Source organism: Enterobacter sp. UPMP2060 (assembly GCF_053709655.1).
Map to the genome: position 1 here is coordinate 137,912 of NZ_JBSKJQ010000003.1, position 21,911 is coordinate 159,822.

A 21,911-nucleotide genomic window follows, 5' to 3' on the forward strand; every position below is an offset into this window, starting at 1 on the left:
TTCACCCCCACATCCGGTTTCGCCAGCGACTGTCCGGGCGGGCTGGTGTATTTGAGGTCGGCAGGAATGCACTGACAGTCCAGGTCACGTAATCCTGGTTTAGGCTGCGCTCAACGCGCACGCCGCGCGCTTTGTAACGCTTGACCAGTTCGTCGGCCTGTTCGGTGCTGCAGTCGGTGTGATGGAACCAAGAATGTCTCATACCCATCACCCCGCAAAGCCAAGCAACTGAGCGGCGATATTTTCTGCCTCATCACGACTGCGGAACGAACGGGACAGGACCCAGCGCCATAGAACATCGAGCGCAGCTTTATAGAGCTGCTGGAACTCAAGTTCGTCCATGTTGGCGAATGAGATGCTACGAGGATGTTTTTTGAGTGTTCCGTCAGGTAGCTGAATGGCATCAAAGTGCCCTGCCTCGACGATCACCCAAGAGCGGTAAGCATCGAAGGATTTGCACAGGCTAATGCCATTCGTGACGCGCCGATAAGCAACCTGTTCCAGGTACTGTTCAGCAGCATCGATCAGCGCGCCCTCATTCCCGCCATAAGAAGCCAGGAATTTTGCGTAGCCGGTGATCAGCTTCCGCTCGTTACTCGAGATAGCCCCGCCGGTTGGTTCCCAGTATTCAAAACCTAGATTTAGAAGCGCGAAAAAGCGCCGGTGAAATGCCGGATTACGTACCCGCCTGAATTCGGCAACAAGAACATCGCCGAGCCGGGTTTTGGATTGCAGGATATCGCTGGTCTCGGGCGTAGCCGGGATCAGTATTCCTGAGTGGTGTTTGATAAGTTGTAATTCTAGCGCCATGGTTCTCTCCGTGGCGCATCAGGTATAGGTTGTTCAGGCCTATGAAAGAATAATATCAGACGGTGGTGTAACTCGGTACCCCAGTCGTTTTGCAAATTGCATAAACCCGTTGAGAGTGAATATTTCTTCCTCTTCGAGTAACGGTCGTAATGAAACTATTCCATTTACTCGATAAACCAGATATCTCCCTTCCGCCGGGAAGCTATAGATAACTGCGTTATCGGCCCTTCTGACCACGTCGTACCATTGATCATCTGCATTAAAGGCATCTGCACTACACACTATTTCCCCCAGAGCGACTTATTGACGCGGTAAACAGTAATCGGGAACAGCCAAGGGAACGCAAACAGCGATACTCTTTGAAACTGCTCCAGTGAAATTCACGCGATTAATAAAACCACTCGTCCGCGCTTTCCCAGGTCTCCTGCACGATATGTTCGACCTCTTTCTTGTCGCCCCCGAAAACAGTCAAACCATCATTGCCGGCACGCTTGATCGTTAGCTGGCATTCATCGAACTGCTTGCTGAGTCTTTTGAGCAGTTCTGACTCGAGCGCAGGTATTGCTCCATCAGGAAGTTTCTTCATGCGATCAATGGTTAGCTCGATTTTCATTTATCCCTCCGCAATGAATTACTGTATGCATATACAGTATATTTATAAACGTATCTCTCGGATTTTGCAACGCTTTATAAGCACAAAATGCATACCAGAGGTCTGAACAAAGGCCCTAAACGAACATAGTCTGGCAGTAATTCCCGCTCAAAAGCTCTGTTCGGCCCCTTCTCTGAAAATCATCCGTGCCGGTTGATCTAGGAAACATTAATATTAATATCGTTCAAAGTTAGGAAGGAGAGTTATGGAGGAAAGATGTTGGGCTGGAAATTACTTATTGGCTTTCTTTTTGTCGCTATCGTTGGGTTTGCACTGTTCGGTTTCGTTTTTTCACTCCAGCAGTTGACGTAAAAAGTACGTTCATCCTCTGTTGCATGCCATGCACGAAACGTAAAAAACCCGCTCAGGGCGGGTTTTTTATGACTTTCACTTATCTGCTCAGGCTTGTGCCGTCATCGCTGTCGTAAGTGTTCAGGTCACTCTCAGGTATTACAGCGCAACAACGTTAGCAGCTGCCGGACCCTTGGCACCATTCTCAATCGAGAACTCAACCTTTTGGCCTTCATCCAACGTTTTATAATCATTACTCTGAATAGCAGAAAAATGTACAAAAACATCTTTGCTACCATCAGTTGGGCTAATGAAACCGAAGCCTTTTTCAGAGTTAAACCATTTTACTAAACCAGTCATTTTATTTGACATAGATACTTCCTTTAATTTTATTGAGCCACATGTTGTGGCGAACATGGCCTGATTGCAAATGAGGACTTACTGGGCAATTTGGAGAAGGCTCATGCAGAAGAGTATCTAAGGATAACACTTGAAATGAGGACTGCTTTATTAAAACTGCTTTCATAAGGTCTGTATGCCAAACCGAGGACACATAGTGAACCCACACGAGACATTAAGCAAGATTAGATTTGTCAGCGATTTACTGAGGAAACTTACAATCCAACGATGTTTTAAATTTGCTTGAGGAGAGTACCAAATTCACACGCTACTCTTGCTGTCGGGAGAAATGCCGTGCCCTTTCATCTCTATTCAATCTATACTTCATCCTTGTGAAAAACCGCTAACGATGACGCATATAGTGTTTATCTTTCTTATCAAAATCATTCCAGCTTTTGATTTGCTCTGGCTTTGAGCCCTTTTCTATCATTACTTATCATAAAATTCTTATGCTTAGAAAATTTATATTATGAGAAACATAATATAAGAACAGGAAGTGAGCCTTCAAATCATCATGCGGTCAGCATCTAAGGTGATCACGCCTGAATCCCCTTTCCTCTTGCCAGGTTAATTCTGTCAACGCATTCCCTCAATGCTTTGACTTGCTCCGAAGTGAGTTCAGATTCATCAATTGTGGCCAGAAGAGCGTTGAGGGAGCGCTCAATATCATTTTTAATTAATCGTAAACAGATAACCTTAACCCAACGTGGCGAGAACTTACTGAGGCCGATTGCTCGCGTGATTCTTAATTTCATTCTGATGCCTCTTTGTCGCATGAGAAGGCGACTTGTACTCGGTTATATCATGCAATGGAGACAAAGCTGTTAACTCATTCACCATGCGATACGAATCTTCAGAATCTTGACTGGCATACTTACACCCTCCCACCAGCTTTCAAGCGCTCGTATTTCGCTTTCAAAAGCTCAGCAGGTGTTGGCCCATTTGGAGCCACTGGAGCTGCCAACGCACGACGAACAGGCGGAATTGGCTTCCCTGCCAACACCCGCTTTTCCCACATATCCAGAATCTCGCCAGCCTCGCGCTCGAGCTCTTTCTGACACAACTGACCATCAGTTCCGCGGCGCCGCAGCTCCAGACAGATGTGGTAAAAAACCGGCTTTGGCCAGGGATACTGCTCGCTGTTCGGGTACCCGGCTTACTTCGAGCCTGGCCGCTACGAAGATCTGCCGAATGATGTTTATCACGCAGCAAACGGTATTAGCTCAACCCAGGTAAAAGATGCCCGCGTCAGCCTGATGTACTTCAACGCACGCCATGTGGCTAAAACTATCCCACGCACAGCATCCAAAGTGCTGGATATGGGAAATCTGGTGCACACCCTTGCATTGCAGCCGGAAAACCTCGAAGCAGAGTTCAGCGTAGAACCGGAGATCCCTGAAGGTGCGTTTACGACCACCGCAACTCTGCGTGCGTTCATCGACGCGTACAACGCCAGCCTGCCGGCGCTGCTAAGCGCTGAAGAGATTAAAGCGTTACTTGAAGAACATAACGCGTCCCTTCCCGCTCCAGTGCCGCTTGGCGCCAGCCTGGAAGAAACGGCTCAAAGCTATATGGCTCTCCCAGCTGAGTACCAGCGTATTGAAGAAGGCCAAAAACAAACAGCAACGGCAATGAAGGCATGCATTAAAGAGTACAACGCCACCCTGCCCGTGCCGGTTAAAACCAGCGGCAGCCGTGATGCGCTACTCGAGCAATTAACGATCATCAATCCTGATTTGGTCGCACAGGAAGCGCAGAAACCGACACCGCTGAAAGTGTCTGGTACTAAAGCAGACATGACCCAGGCAGTTAAATCAGTTAAGCCCGATGCCATGTTCGCCGACGAACTGCTGGATGCCTGGCGCGACAACCCTGGCGAAAAGATTCTGGTTACCCGCCAGCAGCTGGCCACAGCGCGAGCAATTCAGTCTGCACTCTTGGCGCACCCGACCGCCGGCATGCTGCTGACACATCCAAGCCGCGCCGTTGAAGTGAGCTACTTCGGTTTTGACGACGAAACAGGTTTAGAAGTGCGTGTACGTCCGGACCTCGAGATTGAACTGGACGGCGTACGCATCGGTGCTGACCTGAAAACCATCAGCATGTGGAATGTCAAGCAAGAAAGCCTTCGCGCCAGGCTGCACCGGGAAATTATTGACCGGGACTACCACCTCAGCGCGGCAATGTATTGCGAGACCGCGGCGCTGGACCAGTTCTTCTGGATTTTCGTCAACAAAGACGAGAACTACCACTGGATCGCCATCATTGAGGCGTCCACCGAACTACTGGAACTGGGCATGCTCGAGTACCGCAAAACAATGCGCGCCATCGCAACTGGATTCGACACGGGCGAATGGCCAGCGCCGATCACTACCGATTACACAGATGAACTGAACGATTTCGACCTGCGCCGCCTCGAAGCGCTGCGCGCTCAGGCTTAAGGGGGATTTATGCATAACACAAACGTTACCGTTGCTGACCAGAACACCGTTATTAACTCCAACGTGGCTTTGTTCGATTCCCAGTATCTGAACGCCATCAGCACGTTCGCGCAGATTATGGCCCAGGGCACCGCTACTGTTCCTAAGCACCTGCAGGGTAATCAGGCCGACTGCATGGCTGTAGCGATGCAAGCGGCTCAGTGGCAGATGAATCCCTTTGCCGTGGCGCAGAAGACGCACCTGATTAACGGTGTGCTCGGGTATGAAGCGCAGCTGGTTAATGCCGTCATTTCACGAAGCGGCGTGCTGGCCAGCCGCTTTGAATATGAATGGTACGGGCCATGGGAAAAGGTCGTTGGAAAATTCCACATCCGTAAAGGCGACAAAGGCGAGTACCGCGTCCCGGGCTGGACCCTGGCTGACGAAGCCGGGATCGGCATTATTATCCGCGCAACCCTGAAAGGCGAAGATCAGCCGAGGGAACTCGATTTGCTGCTGGCTCAGGCCCGCACCAGAAACTCTACCCTTTGGGCTGATGACCCTCGCCAGCAGCTGGCGTACCTGGCCGTCAAACGCTGGGCGAGACTGTTCTGCCCGGATGTGATTCTGGGCGTTTACACCCCGGATGAGCTCGATGATCGCCGTGAAGAACGAGAGGTAAACCCCGCACCGGCGCAGCACGTAAGCCTTGCAGACATTTCAGGTGACAACGTCACTACGACTCAAACGGCTCAGGAATCAGCTCAAAACATCGATGCACTTGCTGATGATTTCCGTGATCGCATCGAGGCGGCTCAGGATGTGGATAGCGCTAAAGCTCTGCGCGCAGATATTGAAACCGTGAAATCAACGCTGGGTTCTGCCCTGTTCACTGAGCTGAAAAACAAGGCCGTGAAGCGTTATTACCTGGTTGATGCACGAAACAAAGTCGAAGCAGCCATCAATTCCTTGCCACCTTCAGATGAGCCCGATGCAGCTGCGCGGTTCGCAGAAGTAGAGCGCGTTCTTGCATCGTCGAAACGCCATCTGGGCGACGAACTGCATGGTCAGTTCAGCATCACCCTGGCGGATATGAAACCGGAATACGTGGACTAACGAGATCGGGAGGGGAAACCCTCCCTCAAGGAGAAGAAATGCGACTGATTAATCGAGGCAGTAAGCAATCCCCTTTGGCTCGCCAGGCATGTGAAATCGCACTCGCAGCCCACCAGCAAAGATACGGCGACTATGGGCGCAGCAAGATGAAAGAGACCTATACGGTGAGAGTGGAAGGCGTGAAGGTCTGGGTTGAAGTGGTCAACTGCAAGGCAAGCTACGTGGCCACAGCAATGACTGGCATGCGCCGACTGCGTTCCCTGCCCGGCCAGGCAAACTGAAACTGAAATATCAACGACTACAGACCGGCATATTTATACTCATGCCGGTTACCTGAGGTGAACCATGTCGCAGGTAATTTTTAACGAAGAATGGGTTGTTGGCGCAAGACTCACAGAAAAAACAGGCCTGACCGAACGACAGATTGAGAAGTATCGCCAGGGCTGTTGGGTGGAAGGTGTCCATTTTAAACGGGTTTCTCCTTCAGGAGAAAAAACCTTGCGTGGCACAACCTGGTACAACTATCCGAGAATTAATCAGTTAATAAGGGATGCGTAAGATGGCAGCTTTGCCTACAGGTGTCGAAATCAGAAACAATAAGATTTGTATCTGGTTTATGTACCGGGGAAAGCGTTGCCGCGAAATTCTCAAAGGTTGGATTAACACCCCGGCGAACATCAAAAAAGCCGGGAATCTTCGGGCTGTAATCGTTAGTGAGATCAACCTTGGAGAGTTTGATTACAACCAGCGCTTTCCTTCATCATCCAGAGCAAAAAAAACCGTAACCACTGTTTCAGTTCAAACCTTTTCAGAACTGTGTGAACTATGGACGAGCATTAAAGAAACCGAAATTAGCGCGAACACGATGCGTAAGACGCGCTCACAACTCGGTACGTTAATGCACATCATCAACGGAGATACGCCTGTTTCAACTATACGCCACAGCGACATTCTGAAATACAGGAAGGAGCTGTTGAACGGTGAGACACTTTACCTGGCAAATCCCAGAAGTAACAAACAGGGACGCACTGTGCGTACCGTGAACAACTATATATCGCTACTGTGCTCCCTGCTTCGGTTTGCACACAAATCTGGCTTTATCAGTGGCAAACCCTTTGAAGGGATCAAGAAACTACACAAAGGGAAAGTAAAACCGGATCCTTTAACGAAGCAGGAGTTTAGTTTGCTTGCGGAATCCGAGCGTGGCCAAAGCCTCAATATGTGGACGTTCGCAGTTTATACCGGTGTCCGTCATGGAGAGCTTGCAGCTCTTGCCTGGGAAGATATCGACTGGGAAAAAGGTACGGCTCATATACAGCGCAACCTTAATGCGCTAGGAATGTTCGTCCCACCAAAAACCGATGCAGGTGATCGAGTTATCACGCTATTAGAGCCAGCACTAGAGGCCTTGAAGGCACAGCGTACGCTGACTTCGTTACAGCCCAAAACCGAGATTGTTTTTCACCACCGTGAGTATGGTGCGATGGAATATCAAAATCTGCGATTTGTTTTCATGCCCAGGATGCGCAAGGGCATACAGAAGGCCTACTACTCTTTATCGAGTATCGGCTCCAGATTTAACGCAGCTGTAAAACGTGCTGGTATTCGCCGCCGGAATCCGTACCATACGCGGCATACTTTTGCCTGCTGGCTTTTATCTGCCGGCGCTAACCCGTCTTTCATAGCCAGCCAGATGGGGCATGAAAACGCGCAAATGGTTTATGAAGTCTACGGTGCGTGGATTGAAGAAATGAATGGCGAACAGGTGCTGATGCTTAACGATAAGCTGGCACGCTGAAAAATTTTTGCCCCTATTATGCCCCTATTGGCTCCGAAGGTAGTAATAAATGCAAGAAAATCAATCAAATACAAAGAAAGAGCAATACAACCTGAATAAACTGCAAAAGCGACTGCGCCGTAACGTGGGCGAAGCCATTGCAGACTTCAACATGATTGAAGAAGGTGACCGCATCATGGTTTGCCTGTCAGGGGGTAAAGACAGCTATACCATGCTGGAGATCCTGCGTAATCTTCAGCAAAGCGCACCGGTGAAATTTTCCCTGGTGGCGGTCAACCTTGATCAGAAACAGCCGGGCTTCCCGGAGCACATTCTGCCGGAATACCTCGAGAAGCTGGGCGTTGAGTACAAAATCGTCGAAGAAAACACCTACGGCATTGTGAAAGAGAAAATCCCGGAGGGGAAAACCACCTGCTCACTCTGCTCTCGTCTGCGCCGCGGCATTCTGTATCGTACCGCGACGGAGCTGGGCGCGACCAAAATTGCGCTGGGCCATCACCGCGACGATATCCTGCAAACGCTGTTCCTCAATATGTTCTACGGCGGCAAGATGAAAGGCATGCCGCCTAAGCTGATGAGTGATGACGGCAAGCACATTGTGATCCGCCCTCTCGCCTACTGCCGCGAAAAAGACATTGAGCGTTTTTCTCAGGCTAAAGGGTTCCCGATCATTCCATGTAACCTGTGCGGCTCTCAGCCGAACCTGCAGCGTCAGGTGATTGGAGACATGCTGCGCGACTGGGATAAGCGTTATCCAGGGCGTATCGAAACCATGTTCAGCGCGATGCAGAACGTCGTCCCTTCCCATCTCGCGGATGTGGAGCTGTTCGACTTTAAAGGCATCAACCACGAGTCAGAAGTTGTGAACGGCGGGGACCTGGCGTTTGATCGGGAAGATATTCCCATGCAGCCAGCGGGCTGGCAGCCGGAAGAAGATGACAATCAGTTTGAAGAGCTGCGTCTCAACGTGCTTGAAGTGAAGTAAACGATTAGCGTCTCAGAAACACCTTCTGAGACGCTTCATTCTTTATTTCAGCAGACGTACGCGACAGGTTTTACCCTTAATTTTCCCGTTTTGCAGCTGCTTCCATGCCTTATGGGCAACCGCCTGGCGAACCGCTACGTAGACATGCGCCGGATGGACCGCAATCTTACCGATATCCGCCCCGTCCAGCCCCACGTCCCCGGTCAGCGCCCCTAATACGTCACCTGGACGCATCTTGGCTTTTTTACCGCCATCAATGCACAGCGTCGCCATTTCAGCCTCCAGCGGCACAATGCTGGCGCTGGCCGGTGCATTCATCCAGTTCAGCTTAATCTGCAACATCTCAGAGAGAATGTTGGCGCGCTGCGCCTCTTCCGGTGCGCAGAAGCTGATCGCCAGACCGCTGTTTCCCGCGCGCGCGGTACGGCCAATACGGTGCACGTGCACTTCAGGATCCCACGCCAGCTCAAAGTTCACCACCAGCTCCAGGGATTTAATGTCCAGACCGCGCGCAGCGACGTCGGTTGCGACAAGAACGCGGGCGCTGCCGTTAGCGAAGCGGACCAGCGTCTGATCGCGATCGCGCTGTTCCAGATCGCCATGCAGCGACAATGCGCTCTGGCCGGCGGCATTCAGGGCATCACAGACCGACTGACAGTCTTTTTTGGTATTACAGAACACCACGCAGGACGTAGGCTGATGCTGGCTCAGCAATTTCTGCAGGAGCGAAATTTTCCCCTGCTGCGAAGTTTCAAAGAACTGCTGCTCGATGGCGGGCAGCGCATCGACGCTGTCGATTTCAATGGTGAGCGGATTTTTCTGCACGCGCCCGCTGATGGCGGCGATGGCCTCCGGCCAGGTCGCGGAGAACAGCAGCGTCTGACGATCGGCCGGGGCGAAACGGATCACCTCGTCAATTGCATCGCTGAAGCCCATATCCAGCATCCTGTCTGCCTCATCCATCACCAGCGTTTGTAACGCATCCAGCGAGACGGTGCCTTTTTGCAGGTGATCCAGCAGGCGGCCGGGCGTTGCGACAATGATGTGCGGCGCATGCTGAAGTGAATCACGCTGCGCGCCGAACGGCTGTCCGCCGCAGAGGGTTAAAATCTTGGTGTTTGGCAGGAAACGCGCCAGGCGACGCAGTTCACCCGCGACCTGGTCTGCCAGTTCGCGGGTTGGGCACAGCACCAGAGACTGGGTCTGAAAAAGCGCCGCATCGATGTGCTGCAACAGGCCAAGGCCAAATGCCGCCGTTTTCCCGCTGCCCGTTTTCGCCTGCACGCGCACGTCACGGCCCTCGAGGATGGCGGGCAACGCGGCCGCCTGAACAGGCGTCATCGTGAGGTAACCCAACTTGTTGAGGTTATCGAGTTGGGCGGCGGGCAGAACATTCAGGGTAGAAAAAGCGGTCACAGTAGTCTCTCGTGGTCATCTTTGCGGTCAGATGGCGCGTATCCTCGCAGATCTCGCGATTCGATGCGACAATTTAATCGGTTCTTGATCTGGCGGCGGGTCGGGCATCGGCTGCGGACGCGGGATGGGATCGGGCATTGGCACCGGATCGGTGGGGACGGGATCGGATTGACGCGATTGTTGCAGTAGCAGAGCGTTCAGGATGCTCATCATTCCCTCCAGAATTTGCTGTCGTCCCTTTTAGGGTAGACGCTGAGAATCAGGAGGCAAAAAAAAGCCGACTATGAAGTCGGCGTCGTACGAATCAATTGTGCTATGCAGTAATTCAAAAAAGGAAGTAAGACAATATGGAGCGCAACGCCCATCGCTTGACGTTGCATTCACCTGCGGGAGTAATATTGCACCTTACGGGGTAGATGTTTATTGACTTCGCTCAATTAAAAGAGCGTTTTGATCCCGTTAAAAGCTGAAAAAAGCGTAAATTTACAGCCATTTACTACGATGCAACCACCATGCAACACCACCAATCAAAACAACTAACATCACGCAAAACGCGGTAAAGCCGTAGCGATAAGCGCCACCCGGAATTCCCCCAAGGTTCACGCCAAACAGCCCGGTAAGAAACGTGCTGGGTAAAAACACCATCGCCATCAGGGACATCGTATAGGTTCTTCTCGCCAGAGACTCCTGCATCACCTGCGCGATTTCGTCCGCCATCACCGCCGTTCTGGCAATACAGGAATCAATCTCGTCCAGCCCGCGCCCCAGCCTGTCGGCAATATCCTGCATTCTGCGTCGCTGATCGTCATTCATCCAGGCGAGCCTTTCGCTGGCAAGACGCGCATACACGTCGCGCTGCGGCGTCATGTAGCGGCGCATCACAATCAACTGCTTACGCAATAAGGCCAGAAAACCGCGCGGCGGGATCTGCTGATCGAGCAGGTTATCTTCCAGGTCGATGATTTTGTCGTGCAGCTCTTCAATAAATTCACTCGCATGATCGGTAAGGGCGTCGCAGACGTCCACCAGCCAGCTGCCGCAGTCGACCGGCCCGGTGCCCTCTTTCAGATCGTTGACAATGTCATCCAGCGCCAGAACTTTTCGCTGGCGGGTCGACACAATGAGCCCATCGTCCATGTAGACACGCATCGCAACCAGCTGATCCGGGCGTTCATCCGTGCTGCCGTTAATGCAGCGCAGGGTGATCAGCGTCCCGTCACCCATTCGGCTCACGCGGGGCCGCAGGCTTTCACCCGCCAGCGCATCGCGCACGTTATTGGGCAAGAGCGGCGTCGAGGCCAGCCAGTCAGCGCTGTCCGGATGGGTGTAGTTCAGATGTAGCCAGCAGGGATGCGCACTATCGATCACATCATTATCTTCCAGCGGTCGCGCACCGCCGCGACCATCCAGCACCCACGCAAAAACTGCGTCTGGAACGTTTAGTTCAGATCCTTTAATGCTTTCCACAGCGCCTCCACCTTTTTAGCTCTTCGGTGTCAGTCTAGCTTTCATCAGGGGTTAAGCAACAACTATGTATCCCATCGCGCTGAAATCGCTCAGGAATTGTACATACCAGGCGGAGGCATGAAAAAAGCCTGGCATGCCAGGCTTTGAGGTGCTGTCAGAGAGAGTGCTCTGGCCGCTGGAGGAAGGATGGCGAACCGCCAGGTGATGAGGATAAGGATGACTGATCGAGCCTGAAATTACGCGTCCGGGTTTGCAGCTCAATCACCTGATTACGCAGTACATCAGACGAACCGTTGAGTTCCTCTGCCATTGCCACGTTACTTTGTGTGACCCGCTCCAGCTCCGATAGCGCCAGGGTAATCTGAGAAATGCCTTTCTCCTGCTCTGAGGTTGACGCGGAAATGTCGTCCATTAAGCGGCTGACATTTCCCGAGCCGGTCACGATTTCATGCATGTTTTTCTCTGCCTGTGACACAACGCTGGCTCCCTGCGTGACGTTACTGCTGGTGACTTCAATCAGCGTTTTGATATTCTTCGCGGCCTCCGCGCTGCGGTGTGCCAGGTTTCTTACCTCTTCCGCGACGACAGAAAAACCCTTGCCATGATCGCCCGCCCTTGCCGCCTCCACGGCCGCGTTGAGCGCCAGGATATTTGTCTGGAATGCAATGCCGTCAATGAGCGAAATAATCTCCGTCATCTGCTGCGCGCATTCGGTAATGGACTGCATATTGCTGGCGACCTGCCCCATCAGCTCGCCGCCCTTGCGCGCCTGTAACGTCGCCACATTTGCCTGCTCGCTCGCCAGGCGGGTGTTATCGGCATTGTTTTTGGTGCTCGCGGCCATTTGCTCCATGCTGGCTGCGGTTTGCACCAAAGACGCAGACTGCTGTTCGGTTTTCACCGAAAGCTGAGCGCTACGTGCCGAGAGTTGATCCGATAAGGTCATGGCGGTTTGCGATGACGCCCTGATCTCACGCACCAGCGTCGCAATATTGCCGGAAAGACTATTGATCCCGGGGATGAGTCGGCCCGCGCAGTTATTGCCAAATTCAGGGATAGATACGCCAAGGTTACCTGCGGTCACCTCCTCAATACTTCTCTTCACCGTATTGATCGGCGTCACAAGATACTTCGTCATATAGACCCAGAGCAAAAATAGCGCAACGAAATTGATGACATTAAGCGAAATAAAGAGAGACGTATTGCTGGAAATTAGAACAACGACACCTGCACTTACCAAAAAAAAGAGAGAAAAGGAACCCGATAATAAAGGTCCTTACACTAATATTTTTTAGCATGATAATACCCACGTTTTATATTTTGGTCGGCACTTAGACTTATAGCATTGGCCCAGAAGTTTTTCATCGCAAACAACGCTTGTTTTTTGTTTCGCCGTTAGCATCCTGAGATTTACGTTAAGTCAGATAAAAAGAGCGTATTAGTGAAAATGTTTTGCTCAGCATGCTGTGATACTGGTCTCCAGCCATGTTAAGCGATAGTATCGCCCGCGGTGAGACGACACGATCGCCCTCATATTTAAGGAGCTTTGCTACTGTTATTCGTTCTTGTTTAGCAATGCTTAATATATTAACGAGAGAATATATTTTATATTCTTAATAAGTTATAGAGTATTAATATGACTGGTCATTTTTCACGATAAATAACTAATATGGTTTGAATGCGCATGTTCGTTGCCCGATAAAGATGTATCCGGCAGGCGAAATCGGTAACCCTCTCAGGCGTGGGATTGCATAATGCTCAATATATCGTGGGACCCTGTGTTAATCGCTATCTCTTATCTGGTGGCGTTTATCGCCTCCTTTGTGGCGCTGGACAGCGCCGGAAAGATCCCCCTCTCCAGCCGAAAGGCTGCCCTGTTCTGGCGCATTGCCGGAGGGGTCACGCTGGGCATTGGCATTTGGTCGATGCACTTTATCGGCATGCTGTCGATGCAAATGCCCATGATGATGAGCTACGACCTCTGGTTAACCCTTGCGTCACTGGGCGTCGCGGTGGTTGCATCGGCCACGGCACTTAATATTGCCGTCGCGGGCAAAAAACTTTCTCCCTTTCGACTGATCTTTGCCACGGCGATCCTGAGCGCTGGCGTGGTGTCGATGCACTACATCGGTATGGCGGCCCTGATGCTGGATGGCAGCATCATCTGGGATCGCCGCCTCGTGGGGTTGTCCGTGGTTATTGCGGTTGTTGCCTCCGGCACGGCGCTGTGGCTGGCTTTCCGACTGCGGGATAAACACAAAGGCGTCTTTATCAATCGCATTCTCGCGGCCTTCATCATGGGTGCCGCCATTTGTGCGATGCACTATACCGGCATGAGTGCCGCGCAGTTTCAGGAAATGGCGCATACCCTCCCGGGCGGGATCGGCGAGCTGGGGTTATCCATCTGGGTTTCGGTCACCACGCTCTGCCTGCTCGGCGTGATGTTAATCATTTCACTGATCGATTCCCACCGGCGCACCAGCCGGCTGACGGATAATCTGCATCAGCTCAACCGCCAGCTTGAGCTACAGGCGCGTTTTGACGCGCTCACCGGGCTCGCAAACCGCCACCAGATGGATCTCCGCATGCAGGATTGTCTGCGCAGCGCGCTGCTGAGCAAAAAGCCATTTGCGGTTATTTTCCTGAACGTCGATCACTTCAAACGCGTTAACGATACGTGGGGTCACAGCATCGGTGATGAGCTATTGATCACGGTCGCGCAGCGCATCACGGCCCGGCTCACGCGCGAGATGACCCTGGCAAGGCTGGGAGGCGACGCCTTTATCCTGCTGGTGCCGGAATGTGACGACGACAGGCTCAACGCCCTGATCACCGCGCTGCTTGAAGATGTGCGACGCCCTCTGTCTGTCTGCGGGCATACGTTAAGCACGACGATCAGCGCGGGCGTCAGCCTCTATCCTCAGGACGGCGAAACGCTGCATGAACTGAAGCTCAAGGCGGATGCAGCATTACATCGCGTCAAGGAAGATGGCCGCAACGGCTGGGCGATTTACCGGGCCGAGATGTCAACGGCGATCCCGGCGAAACCCGGTTTCCTGCAGGAGCTTTCTCAGGCGCTTGAGCGCGATCAGTTTGAACTGTGGTACCAGCCTACCTGGCATGCGGGAGAGAAAACCATTCACGGTTTTGAAGCCCTTCTGCGCTGGCGGCATCCTGAGCAAGGGGTTGTGCTGCCTAATCTGTTTATCCCTTCCCTGGAACAAACGGGCTTAATTATTCCGGTAGGTAACTGGGCCATTGAAGCGGCATGCCGACAGCTTCATTTCTGGACTGAGCAAGGCTTCAGCCAGTGGACGCTGTCTCTCAACCTATCCCCCATCCAGTTTGAACAGCCGGATATTTTCCAGATCGTCTCGTCGATGCTGGAAAAATATAGCTTGTCTCCGTCCCGGCTGATCCTTGAGGTAACGGAAAGCACCGCGCTTAAAAATCTCGACCGCAGCATTGAGTTGCTCAATGCGTTTAATCACGCGGGGATCGTTGTCTCGATTGATGATTTTGGGACGGGCTATTCCAACCTTTTGATGCTGAGCGTGCTGCCAGCAAAAGAGCTCAAGATCGACAGAAGCTTTGTCACGTCGATGCTGGAAAATGAAAAAAGCTACAAGCTGGTTGAAACCATTATCAGTATCGCCCGGACAATGGAGATGAATGTGGTGGCAGAAGGGATCGAGACGGAAGAACAGCAGGCGGTTCTCACCCGACTCGGCTGCGATTACCTGCAGGGTTACCTTTTCTCCCGGCCCCTACCTGCCGAACAGGTACCGTGGCTACTGCTGCAGATAAACTCAGACAAACAGATTATACCCATTAATAAAATTCAAACGGACCCCGCATTTATTTCTCAAAAAAATCATGCCTGACGGGGTTAAGTGGAGTATGTTTCAAGGGAGTACACGCGAGTCAATTCTGTCATGATTGTCAGGCACATGTTGTCGATGAACAGGAAACGCCTATGTCGCAACCTTGTTTTGATGCGTTGAATGTAATTAAAGCACCCGTGTGGCTCGTTTCACCCGTGTCGGAAAAGATCATTTTTGCGAATGTGGCCGCAACGCAGATCATGGGGGATAAAACGCTCGATGACCTGCGCAAAGGAATCTATTCAGCCAGTGCGCAAACCGTCCTGTCGATGTATGTCTCTGAACTGAAAACAGAGCAGGAGATCGTCGAAATCTGGACAACGAACCGGGATGGCCAGGATACGCCGTTAAGCTGTCGCCTCTCGCTTGCCCACTACGCGCCCTGGGGCGATGTGATTGTTTTCGAGGGCATCTCCCAACAAATACTCTCAGGATTGAAGGCCAGCCGTTCCGCTACCTACCGTCGGAAAAAACAGGGTTTTTATGCGCGCTTTTTTCTGACCAACAGCGCCCCGATGCTGCTAATCGATCCGGCCCGCGACGGCCAAATCGTCGATGCAAATATGGCCGCGCTCAATTTTTATGGTTATTCACATGATGACATGTGCAGTAAGCATACCTGGGAAATCAATACGCTGGGGCGAGATGTGATGCCCATTATGACTGCGATTGCCGCGCTGCCCGGTGGTCACAAGCCGCTCAATTTTGTTCACCGCCTTGCCGATGGATCCACCCGCCACGTTCAGACGTATGCCGGGCCCATTGAGATCTACGGTGACAAGCTGATGCTGTGCATCATCCACGATATCACCGAGCAAAAAAGGCTGGAGCAGGAGCTGGAACATGCGGCATCACGTGACTCCATGACCGGGCTACTCAACCGGCGGCAGTTCTACGCGATTACCGATCAAAGCAATCTGAATAAACTTCCCGCGCAGCAGCAATTTAGCCTGCTGCTGGTGGATACCGACCATTTCAAAAACATTAATGACCTGTTCGGCCATCTGAAAGGCGATGAGGTGCTTATCGCCCTTTCCCGGACGCTGGAAGCCTGTAGTCGGGAGGGCGATATGGTGTTCCGCTGGGGTGGCGAAGAGTTCGTTATCCTGCTGCCGCGCACCTCTCTCGACACCGCGATGCAGATTGCCGAGTCAGTCCGTGCAGCCGTTGCCCGCATTACGATTCCAGGCTTGCCGCGGTTTACCGTCAGCATCGGCGTAGCGCGGCACAATCAGGGAGAGAGTATTGACGAGCTGTTTAAGCGTGTGGACGATGCGCTGTATCGCGCTAAAAATGACGGACGCAATAAAGTCCTTGCGGCATGAAACTGGAGTATCCGGAAAAGCCCCGCTACAATGCCCACCTCGAATCAATTAGCGTCAGGTGGGTAAAAACCGCAATGGGAAAAACTGAAATAATACTCACCTTAATTATTTTACTCCTTATTATATTTGGCTTCTGGTTTATTTTTAGCGGTGAGATCTGGTATCTCGTCGAGTTTCTGGAAAATAGCCTTTACCCGACCTTCGACGCACCGTAACGCACGTTTAATCGCTTGTTTCACCTACCGAATATGTCAGGTATCTGCTTCCCTTACAGCCGCGTAAAATACGCGGCGTTATCCTCCAACAACGTTGATAACGAATCAATTATTCATTTGCTTATGTTGCCCGTGCTCTGACGGGCTTTTTTATTTCCGGCAATTCAGCCACGCCAGGCTATATCTTAATCATCTTTATTGATAGAGGTGAGGAAAGATGAGCAAGAAGATCCTGATGCTGGTTGGCGATTACGCCGAAGATTACGAAACCATGGTGCCTTTTCAGGCGTTGCAGATGATTGGTCATCAGGTGGATGCGGTCTGCCCCGACAAACCGAAGGGCGATTACATCATGACGGCAATCCATGACTTTGACGGCGCCCAGACCTACAGCGAAAAGCCCGGTCACCGCTTTACCCTCAACGCCGATTTTTCAGCCGTAAAGGAGCAGGACTACGACGCGCTGCTCATCCCCGGCGGGAGAGCCCCCGAGTATCTGCGGTTAAATGAGGACGTCTTAAAGCTGGTACAGGCATTTGACGCCGCGCGTAAGCCGATTGCCGCGGTGTGCCACGGCCCGCAGCTGCTTGCTGCCGCGGGCATTCTGAAAGGACGCACCTGTAGCGCCTACCCGGCCTGCGCGCCTGAGGTCCGTCTCAGCGGCGGACACTACGCCGCTATCGGCATCGATCAGGCCCATGTAGACGGTAACCTGGTGACGGCTCCCGCATGGCCCGCGCATCCGCAGTGGCTGGCGAAGTTTAATGCGCTGTTAGAATAACAGAGACCCGGCATCGGGCCACGCATAGCGAATGAAGCGGTACCGCGAATTGCAGGTCTGGCGCGAGAATGCGCCAGGCCTCATAAAACATCAGTGCTTCTCGATATACATGGTCCGGCTATACGCCACGTCTTCCGGGTTATTGATGGGGTAGCCTTTCACCCAGGGCTTAATCAGGCGACCATTGGTGTACTGGTAAATGGGCGCGATAGGCGCTTTCTCCAGGAGGATTTTCTCCGCCATGTTGTAGTCCGTATTACGCGCTTTCGCCGTGGTTTCCAGCGTCGCCTGGTGGATAATTTTATCGTAGGCCGGGTCGTTGAAACGCGAGATATTGCCGCTGTGGGTGGAGGTCAGCAGGGACAGGAAGGTCGACGGCTCATTGTAATCGCCTACCCATGACGCGCGGATCACATCAAAATTGCCGGTATTACGGCTGTCGATATAGGTTTTCCACTCCTGGTTTTGCAGTTTGACGTCCACACCGAGATTTTTCTTCCACATGGACGCCACCGCAATGGCGATTTTCTGATGGTTTTCCGAGGTGTTGTACAGCAGGGTCAACTTCAGCGGACGCTGCGGGCCGTAACCTGCGGCCTGGAGCAAAGTTTTCGCCTGAGCGTTCAGCTCCTGCTGGGACATCTGCTCGAACGGTGAAGGCTCAGGGGTGAAGCCCGCCGTCACGTCTGGGGTGAAATGCCAGGCCGGCTTCTCGCCTGTACCTAATACCTTTTCCGCCATAATGCGGCGATCGATAGTCATGCTCAGCGCAAGACGAACCCGGGCATCGGCCGTCGGGCCCTTTTGCGTGTTAAACGCATAGTAATAGGTCCCGAGCTGAGGCGGCGTATACACCTGTCCCGGAATGTCCTTCAGGAGCTTCTGATACATGTTTTTCGGGAACGATTCGGTGATATCAATATCCCCCGCCAGATAGCGCTTAGTGGCGGACGATTCCTGATTAATCGGAATGAAGGTCACTTTTTGCAGGACAGTTTTCGCGTTGTCCCAGTAGTGCGTATTCGGCACGACAACCAGTTTTTCATTCACCACCCGGTCGTTCAGGACGTACGCGCCGTTACCCACCAGAGCGCCCGGACGCGTCCACTCTTTCCCGCTTTCAACGTTCGCTTTTTGCACCGGATAGAAGGCAAAGTTCGCCGTCAGGTTGCTAAACCAGGGAAGCGGTTTGTCCAGCTGGACGCGTAAGGTTCTGGCATCCACCGCCGTCACGCCCAGGGTATCTGGCGCCGCTTTGCCATCGATAATGGACTGCGCGTTATTGATGCCCGCCAGTGCCGCAAACCAGGCAAACGGAGACGTGGTTTTCGGGTCAACCAGACGCTGCCAGCTGTAGACAAAATCCTGCGCGGTAACGGGCGTACCGTCAGACCATTTCGCGTTATCGCGCAGGGTGAACGTCCAGATACGGTTATCGTTGCTCTGCCAGCGCGTCGCCACGCCGGGGGTCAGCTCCCCTTTCTCGTTCTGATTCACCAGCCCTTCGAAAAGATCGCGAATCACCTGAATCTCGGGTAATCCCACCGCTTTTGCCGGATCGAGCGAAGCCGGCTCGTCTTTAATATGCCTGACCAGCTCCTGTTTTTGCGCCAGTACCGTGCCCTGGGGCACATCAGCAGCGTACGAGAGTGTAGAGAGTCCGCACAGGTACAGTGCAGCGCAAAGACGCGAAACAGGATGCTTCATAAGATCCCCTTTGATGAATTCAGGTAACAAGCAGATGCGTAATTATTTGTTTCGAAACAGAGAAATGCAAATACCTTACGCCTGAATAGTGATTTAAGGCAATTCTCAAGCGTTACGGAAACTATTTGATTAACAGCGGGTTTTGCACAACACTGCCAGTAGAGACTTCTTTATCAGGATTTCGTATGGCAATTACCCGACCACGAGCGGAACGCGGGGCCTTTCCGCCGGGCGCTGAGCAATATGGCCGCTCATTTTTAGGCGCATCGCTGATCTGGTTCCCGGCGCCCGATGCCGATCGCAGCAGCGGTTTGGTCATTGCCGGCACGCACGGAGATGAGAACTCGTCCATCGTCACGCTTTCCTGCGCGCTGCGGACGCTGACGCCTTCATTGCGCCGTCACCACGTGATTCTTGCCGTCAATCCGGACGGCTGTCAGCTTGGATTACGGGCGAATGCGAGGGGCGTTGACCTGAACCGTAATTTCCCGGCGGCAAACTGGCGCGCCGGAGAAACGGTTTATCGCTGGAACAGCTCCGCCGAGGAGCGGGACGTGGTGCTGCTGACGGGAGACAAGCCCGGCTCGGAGCCGGAAACGCAGGCGCTATGCCAGCTTATCCATAAGATCCACCCCGCCTGGGTTGTCTCCTTCCACGATCCGCTGGCCTGCATTGAAGATCCGCGTCACTCCGACCTGGGCGCGTGGCTGGCGCAGGCTTTCGCCCTGCCGCTCGTCACCAGCGTGGGCTATGAAACACCCGGATCGTTCGGTAGCTGGTGCGCCGATTTGAGCCTGCCCTGCATCACCGCTGAGTTCCCGCCGATTTCCTCCGACGAAGCTAGCGAAAAATACTTAAACGCGATGATGGAGCTACTGCGCTGGCAGCCTCAAAGATGAAGCACGCCGCTGGTAAAATTAAGCGCCGGTGAAACGTCAACCGCCAGCCACGTCGGGCCGTCCAGATCGGCAAAACGGACCTGATTGACCAGCGGCAGCGCCGCGCCGATTGCCCGGGATGTGCAGAGCATGCATCCCAGCATCAGGGAAAAGCCCTGCGCCTGCGCTTCCGCCGCCAGGGCCAGCGCTTCTGTCAGCCCGCCGGTCTTGTCGAGCTTGATATTGACCATCTCATAGCAGCCCTTTAGCGCGCTCAAATTCTCGCGGGTATGACAGCTTTCATCCGCACAGACGGGCAGCGGATGGATAAAATTCTTCAGCGCCGCATCATCCTTCGCTGGCAGAGGCTGTTCCAGCATCGCCACGCCCAGGTCAGCCAGCAGCTGGCATCGCGCGGCAAGCCCCTCGGGATGCCACGACTCGTTGGCATCAACAATCAGCGTGGCCGAGGGAACCGCCGAGCGAATGGCGACCATCCGCTCGCTGATCAGGCGATCGTCGAGCTTCACTTTTAACAGCGTGGCCCCTGCGTCATAGAGCGCTTTTGCGCTGGCAGCCATCTGCTCCGGCTCACCAATCACGACCGTTTGCGCCGTCACGACGGACTCCGGCAGCGCCACCCCCAGCAAGGACGTCAGCGATTGTTGCTGCCTGGCGGCCTCAAGGCTCCAGAGCGCACAGTCGATGGCGTTGCGCGCAGCCCCGGCGGGTAAACGCTGCTGTAACGCCTCGCGCGTGAGCCCTTTTTGCAGGTCAGGCACCAGGGTCATGATATGCGCCATCACCGACGCAGGACTTTCTCCATAGCGCGGGTAAGGCGTACATTCCCCAACGCCTTTAACCCCCTCTTCTTCAATTTCAACCACGACCACGCTGGCTTCACTTCGACTGCCGCGGGAGATCACAAACGGGGTATGCAATGGCCAGGCTTCTTCATAGACCTTAACGCTTCTCATCACTGACTCCTTGCGGCCCGGAAAGGCGAAAAATTTGGTTTGCCGTGTTATCCGCTGATGGCATACACTAGCCCCGACGTTAACTATATGTAAACAGGAAGATATCTATGTCACAACTCGTTCATTTCCAGGGCAACCCGGTTGCTGTTGCAGGTTCCATTCCGCAGGCTGGCAGCAAAGCGCAGGCTTTTACTCTGGTGGCTAAAGATCTGTCTGACGTCACATTGGCTCAGTTTGCGGGTAAACGCAAAGTACTGAACATTTTCCCAAGCATTGATACCGGCGTTTGTGCCGCGTCCGTGCGTAAATTCAACCAGCTGGCGACTGAAATGGACAACACCGTTGTGCTGTGCATTTCCGCTGACCTGCCGTTTGCCCAGTCCCGTTTCTGCGGTGCTGAAGGCCTGAGCAACGTTATCACCCTCTCCACCCTGCGCAGCGCAGATTTCCTCGAGAAATACGGCGTCAGCATCGCGGAAGGCCCACTGAAAGGTCTGGCGGCACGTGCCGTACTGGTTCTGGATGAAAACGACACCGTTGTCTTCAGCGAACTGGTTAACGAAATCACCACCGAGCCGGATTACACTGCCGCGCTGGACGTGCTGAAAGCATAATAAGTACTTAGCATTCTATACAACTTATTCTCAACCTCGCCGCGGCGGGGTTTTTTATTATAATAAAGCTGAATCGTTAAAGCATAAATGCTCACAAATCACATTAGTCATGCAATAAAAACGTCGACGCGTAACATTAACGTGATCAATAACGCATAATAATCGTTAAAATTCTC

22 protein-coding genes and 3 pseudogenes are annotated in these 21,911 nt (G+C 52.9%); 12 read left to right on the plus strand and 13 right to left on the minus strand.

Annotated elements, in window-relative coordinates; translation table 11 throughout:
• Position 1: 1 nt before the first annotated feature.
• From ACWKXN_RS09600 to ACWKXN_RS09630, 7 genes and pseudogenes are all read right to left on the minus strand, one after another.
• A complete protein-coding gene (locus ACWKXN_RS09600) occupies positions 2 to 208 on the minus strand; it encodes a hypothetical protein (protein WP_454543713.1) in 207 nt (68 codons plus the stop codon).
• Positions 208 to 810 carry a DUF1367 family protein gene (locus tag ACWKXN_RS09605; RefSeq protein WP_454543714.1) on the minus strand — a complete coding sequence of 201 codons (603 nt, stop codon included), beginning with the start codon at positions 808 to 810 and terminating at the stop codon, positions 208 to 210. The genes ACWKXN_RS09600 and ACWKXN_RS09605 overlap by 1 nt, the downstream gene beginning before the upstream one ends.
• A 39-nt stretch (positions 811 to 849) precedes the next feature.
• Positions 850 to 1,092 (minus strand): hypothetical protein, encoded by a 243-nt coding sequence (locus ACWKXN_RS09610; RefSeq protein ID WP_223862652.1) that lies wholly within the window; start codon positions 1,090 to 1,092, stop codon positions 850 to 852.
• Between the two features lie 106 nt (positions 1,093 to 1,198).
• Positions 1,199 to 1,423, minus strand: coding sequence for a DinI family protein (locus ACWKXN_RS09615; protein ID WP_073001188.1), 225 nt, complete (start codon positions 1,421 to 1,423; stop codon positions 1,199 to 1,201).
• A gap of 489 nt (positions 1,424 to 1,912) precedes the next feature.
• Positions 1,913 to 2,125 carry a transcription antiterminator/RNA stability regulator CspE gene (cspE, locus tag ACWKXN_RS09620; protein WP_063154301.1) on the minus strand — a complete coding sequence of 71 codons (213 nt, stop codon included), beginning with the start codon at positions 2,123 to 2,125 and terminating at the stop codon, positions 1,913 to 1,915.
• A 563-nt stretch (positions 2,126 to 2,688) separates the two neighbouring features.
• Complete coding sequence (locus ACWKXN_RS09625; protein WP_454543715.1) at positions 2,689 to 2,907, minus strand: hypothetical protein; 219 nt, start codon at positions 2,905 to 2,907, stop codon at positions 2,689 to 2,691.
• A 119-nt stretch (positions 2,908 to 3,026) separates the two neighbouring features.
• Positions 3,027 to 3,302, minus strand: a pseudogene (locus ACWKXN_RS09630) (replication protein P); the annotation flags it as partial.
• Between ACWKXN_RS09630 and ACWKXN_RS09635 the strand changes: the two are divergent.
• The 6 genes and pseudogenes from ACWKXN_RS09635 to ttcA form a co-directional block, all read left to right on the plus strand.
• Positions 3,301 to 4,593: pseudogene (locus ACWKXN_RS09635) on the plus strand (PD-(D/E)XK nuclease-like domain-containing protein); the annotation flags it as partial. The pseudogenes ACWKXN_RS09630 and ACWKXN_RS09635 sit on opposite strands and share 2 nt — an antisense overlap.
• Before the next feature lie 9 nt (positions 4,594 to 4,602).
• Positions 4,603 to 5,688, plus strand: a complete 1,086-nt coding sequence (locus ACWKXN_RS09640; protein ID WP_316468145.1) for a RecT family recombinase — start codon at positions 4,603 to 4,605, stop codon at positions 5,686 to 5,688.
• Positions 5,689 to 5,726: 38 nt separating this feature from the next.
• Complete coding sequence (locus ACWKXN_RS09645) at positions 5,727 to 5,969, plus strand: DUF4060 family protein (protein WP_020882485.1); 243 nt, start codon at positions 5,727 to 5,729, stop codon at positions 5,967 to 5,969.
• 64 nt (positions 5,970 to 6,033) lie between these two features.
• A complete protein-coding gene (gene xisR / locus ACWKXN_RS09650) occupies positions 6,034 to 6,246 on the plus strand; it encodes an excisionase family protein (protein WP_014884030.1) in 213 nt (70 codons plus the stop codon).
• A gap of 1 nt (position 6,247) precedes the next feature.
• Positions 6,248 to 7,486 carry a site-specific integrase gene (locus ACWKXN_RS09655; RefSeq protein ID WP_252090261.1) on the plus strand — a complete coding sequence of 413 codons (1,239 nt, stop codon included), beginning with the start codon at positions 6,248 to 6,250 and terminating at the stop codon, positions 7,484 to 7,486.
• 49 nt (positions 7,487 to 7,535) lie between these two features.
• The gene (gene ttcA / locus ACWKXN_RS09660; protein WP_047741809.1) at positions 7,536 to 8,471 is read left to right on the plus strand and encodes a tRNA 2-thiocytidine(32) synthetase TtcA; all 936 of its coding nucleotides are present in this window, start codon (positions 7,536 to 7,538) and stop codon (positions 8,469 to 8,471) included.
• Positions 8,472 to 8,513: 42 nt separating this feature from the next.
• Here ttcA and dbpA read toward each other — a convergent pair whose 3' ends face one another.
• The 4 genes and pseudogenes from dbpA to ACWKXN_RS09680 form a co-directional block, all read right to left on the minus strand.
• A complete protein-coding gene (gene dbpA / locus ACWKXN_RS09665) occupies positions 8,514 to 9,887 on the minus strand; it encodes an ATP-dependent RNA helicase DbpA (protein WP_454543716.1) in 1,374 nt (457 codons plus the stop codon).
• A gap of 27 nt (positions 9,888 to 9,914) precedes the next feature.
• Positions 9,915 to 10,097, minus strand: a complete 183-nt coding sequence (gene ynaL / locus ACWKXN_RS09670; protein ID WP_071884843.1) for a proline-rich small protein YnaL — start codon at positions 10,095 to 10,097, stop codon at positions 9,915 to 9,917.
• A gap of 273 nt (positions 10,098 to 10,370) precedes the next feature.
• Positions 10,371 to 11,354 (minus strand): zinc transporter ZntB, encoded by a 984-nt coding sequence (gene zntB / locus ACWKXN_RS09675; RefSeq protein ID WP_023335899.1) that lies wholly within the window; start codon positions 11,352 to 11,354, stop codon positions 10,371 to 10,373.
• A gap of 154 nt (positions 11,355 to 11,508) precedes the next feature.
• A pseudogene (locus tag ACWKXN_RS09680) lies at positions 11,509 to 12,652 on the minus strand (methyl-accepting chemotaxis protein).
• 456 nt (positions 12,653 to 13,108) lie between these two features.
• On the opposite strand from ACWKXN_RS09680, the gene ACWKXN_RS09685 reads away from it, so the two are divergent.
• The 4 genes from ACWKXN_RS09685 (at position 13,109) to ACWKXN_RS09700 (ending at position 17,559) form a co-directional block, all read left to right on the plus strand.
• A complete protein-coding gene (locus ACWKXN_RS09685; protein WP_454543717.1) occupies positions 13,109 to 15,238 on the plus strand; it encodes a putative bifunctional diguanylate cyclase/phosphodiesterase in 2,130 nt (709 codons plus the stop codon).
• Between the two features lie 92 nt (positions 15,239 to 15,330).
• A complete protein-coding gene (locus tag ACWKXN_RS09690) occupies positions 15,331 to 16,563 on the plus strand; it encodes a sensor domain-containing diguanylate cyclase (protein ID WP_454543718.1) in 1,233 nt (410 codons plus the stop codon).
• A gap of 74 nt (positions 16,564 to 16,637) precedes the next feature.
• Positions 16,638 to 16,778, plus strand: coding sequence for an Ecr family regulatory small membrane protein (locus ACWKXN_RS09695; protein ID WP_021240268.1), 141 nt, complete (start codon positions 16,638 to 16,640; stop codon positions 16,776 to 16,778).
• 217 nt (positions 16,779 to 16,995) lie between these two features.
• Positions 16,996 to 17,559 carry a DJ-1/PfpI family protein gene (locus ACWKXN_RS09700; RefSeq protein ID WP_033145709.1) on the plus strand — a complete coding sequence of 188 codons (564 nt, stop codon included), beginning with the start codon at positions 16,996 to 16,998 and terminating at the stop codon, positions 17,557 to 17,559.
• Between the two features lie 90 nt (positions 17,560 to 17,649).
• Here ACWKXN_RS09700 and ACWKXN_RS09705 read toward each other — a convergent pair whose 3' ends face one another.
• The gene (locus ACWKXN_RS09705; RefSeq protein ID WP_096151548.1) at positions 17,650 to 19,266 is read right to left on the minus strand and encodes a peptide ABC transporter substrate-binding protein; all 1,617 of its coding nucleotides are present in this window, start codon (positions 19,264 to 19,266) and stop codon (positions 17,650 to 17,652) included.
• A gap of 185 nt (positions 19,267 to 19,451) precedes the next feature.
• Here ACWKXN_RS09705 and mpaA point away from each other — a divergent pair, with 185 nt between their 5' ends.
• Positions 19,452 to 20,165 carry a murein tripeptide amidase MpaA gene (gene mpaA / locus ACWKXN_RS09710; protein ID WP_167818634.1) on the plus strand — a complete coding sequence of 238 codons (714 nt, stop codon included), beginning with the start codon at positions 19,452 to 19,454 and terminating at the stop codon, positions 20,163 to 20,165.
• Here the strand turns inward: mpaA and ycjG are convergent.
• The gene (ycjG, locus tag ACWKXN_RS09715) at positions 20,156 to 21,121 is read right to left on the minus strand and encodes an L-Ala-D/L-Glu epimerase (protein ID WP_454543719.1); all 966 of its coding nucleotides are present in this window, start codon (positions 21,119 to 21,121) and stop codon (positions 20,156 to 20,158) included. The genes mpaA and ycjG overlap by 10 nt on opposite strands.
• 107 nt (positions 21,122 to 21,228) lie before the next feature.
• Between ycjG and tpx the strand changes: the two genes are divergently transcribed.
• A complete protein-coding gene (gene tpx / locus ACWKXN_RS09720) occupies positions 21,229 to 21,735 on the plus strand; it encodes a thiol peroxidase (RefSeq protein ID WP_023335907.1) in 507 nt (168 codons plus the stop codon).
• Positions 21,736 to 21,911: the final 176 nt, after the last annotated feature.

Coding starts and splice junctions, on each gene's coding strand:
- ACWKXN_RS09645 (WP_020882485.1), top strand. CDS start 5,727: ATGCGACTGATTAATCGAGGCAGTAAGCAATCCCCTTTGGCTCGCCAG.
- ACWKXN_RS09605 (WP_454543714.1), bottom strand. CDS start 810: ATGGCGCTAGAATTACAACTTATCAAACACCACTCAGGAATACTGATC.
- ycjG (WP_454543719.1), bottom strand. CDS start 21,121: ATGAGAAGCGTTAAGGTCTATGAAGAAGCCTGGCCATTGCATACCCCG.
- tpx (WP_023335907.1), top strand. CDS start 21,229: ATGTCACAACTCGTTCATTTCCAGGGCAACCCGGTTGCTGTTGCAGGT.
- xisR (WP_014884030.1), top strand. CDS start 6,034: ATGTCGCAGGTAATTTTTAACGAAGAATGGGTTGTTGGCGCAAGACTC.
- ACWKXN_RS09600 (WP_454543713.1), bottom strand. CDS start 208: ATGGGTATGAGACATTCTTGGTTCCATCACACCGACTGCAGCACCGAA.
- ACWKXN_RS09640 (WP_316468145.1), top strand. CDS start 4,603: ATGCATAACACAAACGTTACCGTTGCTGACCAGAACACCGTTATTAAC.
- ACWKXN_RS09695 (WP_021240268.1), top strand. CDS start 16,638: ATGGGAAAAACTGAAATAATACTCACCTTAATTATTTTACTCCTTATT.
- ACWKXN_RS09685 (WP_454543717.1), top strand. CDS start 13,109: ATGCTCAATATATCGTGGGACCCTGTGTTAATCGCTATCTCTTATCTG.
- cspE (WP_063154301.1), bottom strand. CDS start 2,125: ATGTCAAATAAAATGACTGGTTTAGTAAAATGGTTTAACTCTGAAAAA.
- ACWKXN_RS09615 (WP_073001188.1), bottom strand. CDS start 1,423: ATGAAAATCGAGCTAACCATTGATCGCATGAAGAAACTTCCTGATGGA.
- mpaA (WP_167818634.1), top strand. CDS start 19,452: ATGGCAATTACCCGACCACGAGCGGAACGCGGGGCCTTTCCGCCGGGC.
- ACWKXN_RS09700 (WP_033145709.1), top strand. CDS start 16,996: ATGAGCAAGAAGATCCTGATGCTGGTTGGCGATTACGCCGAAGATTAC.
- ACWKXN_RS09625 (WP_454543715.1), bottom strand. CDS start 2,907: ATGAAATTAAGAATCACGCGAGCAATCGGCCTCAGTAAGTTCTCGCCA.
- ACWKXN_RS09655 (WP_252090261.1), top strand. CDS start 6,248: ATGGCAGCTTTGCCTACAGGTGTCGAAATCAGAAACAATAAGATTTGT.
- ACWKXN_RS09705 (WP_096151548.1), bottom strand. CDS start 19,266: ATGAAGCATCCTGTTTCGCGTCTTTGCGCTGCACTGTACCTGTGCGGA.
- ynaL (WP_071884843.1), bottom strand. CDS start 10,097: ATGAGCATCCTGAACGCTCTGCTACTGCAACAATCGCGTCAATCCGAT.
- ttcA (WP_047741809.1), top strand. CDS start 7,536: ATGCAAGAAAATCAATCAAATACAAAGAAAGAGCAATACAACCTGAAT.
- ACWKXN_RS09690 (WP_454543718.1), top strand. CDS start 15,331: ATGTCGCAACCTTGTTTTGATGCGTTGAATGTAATTAAAGCACCCGTG.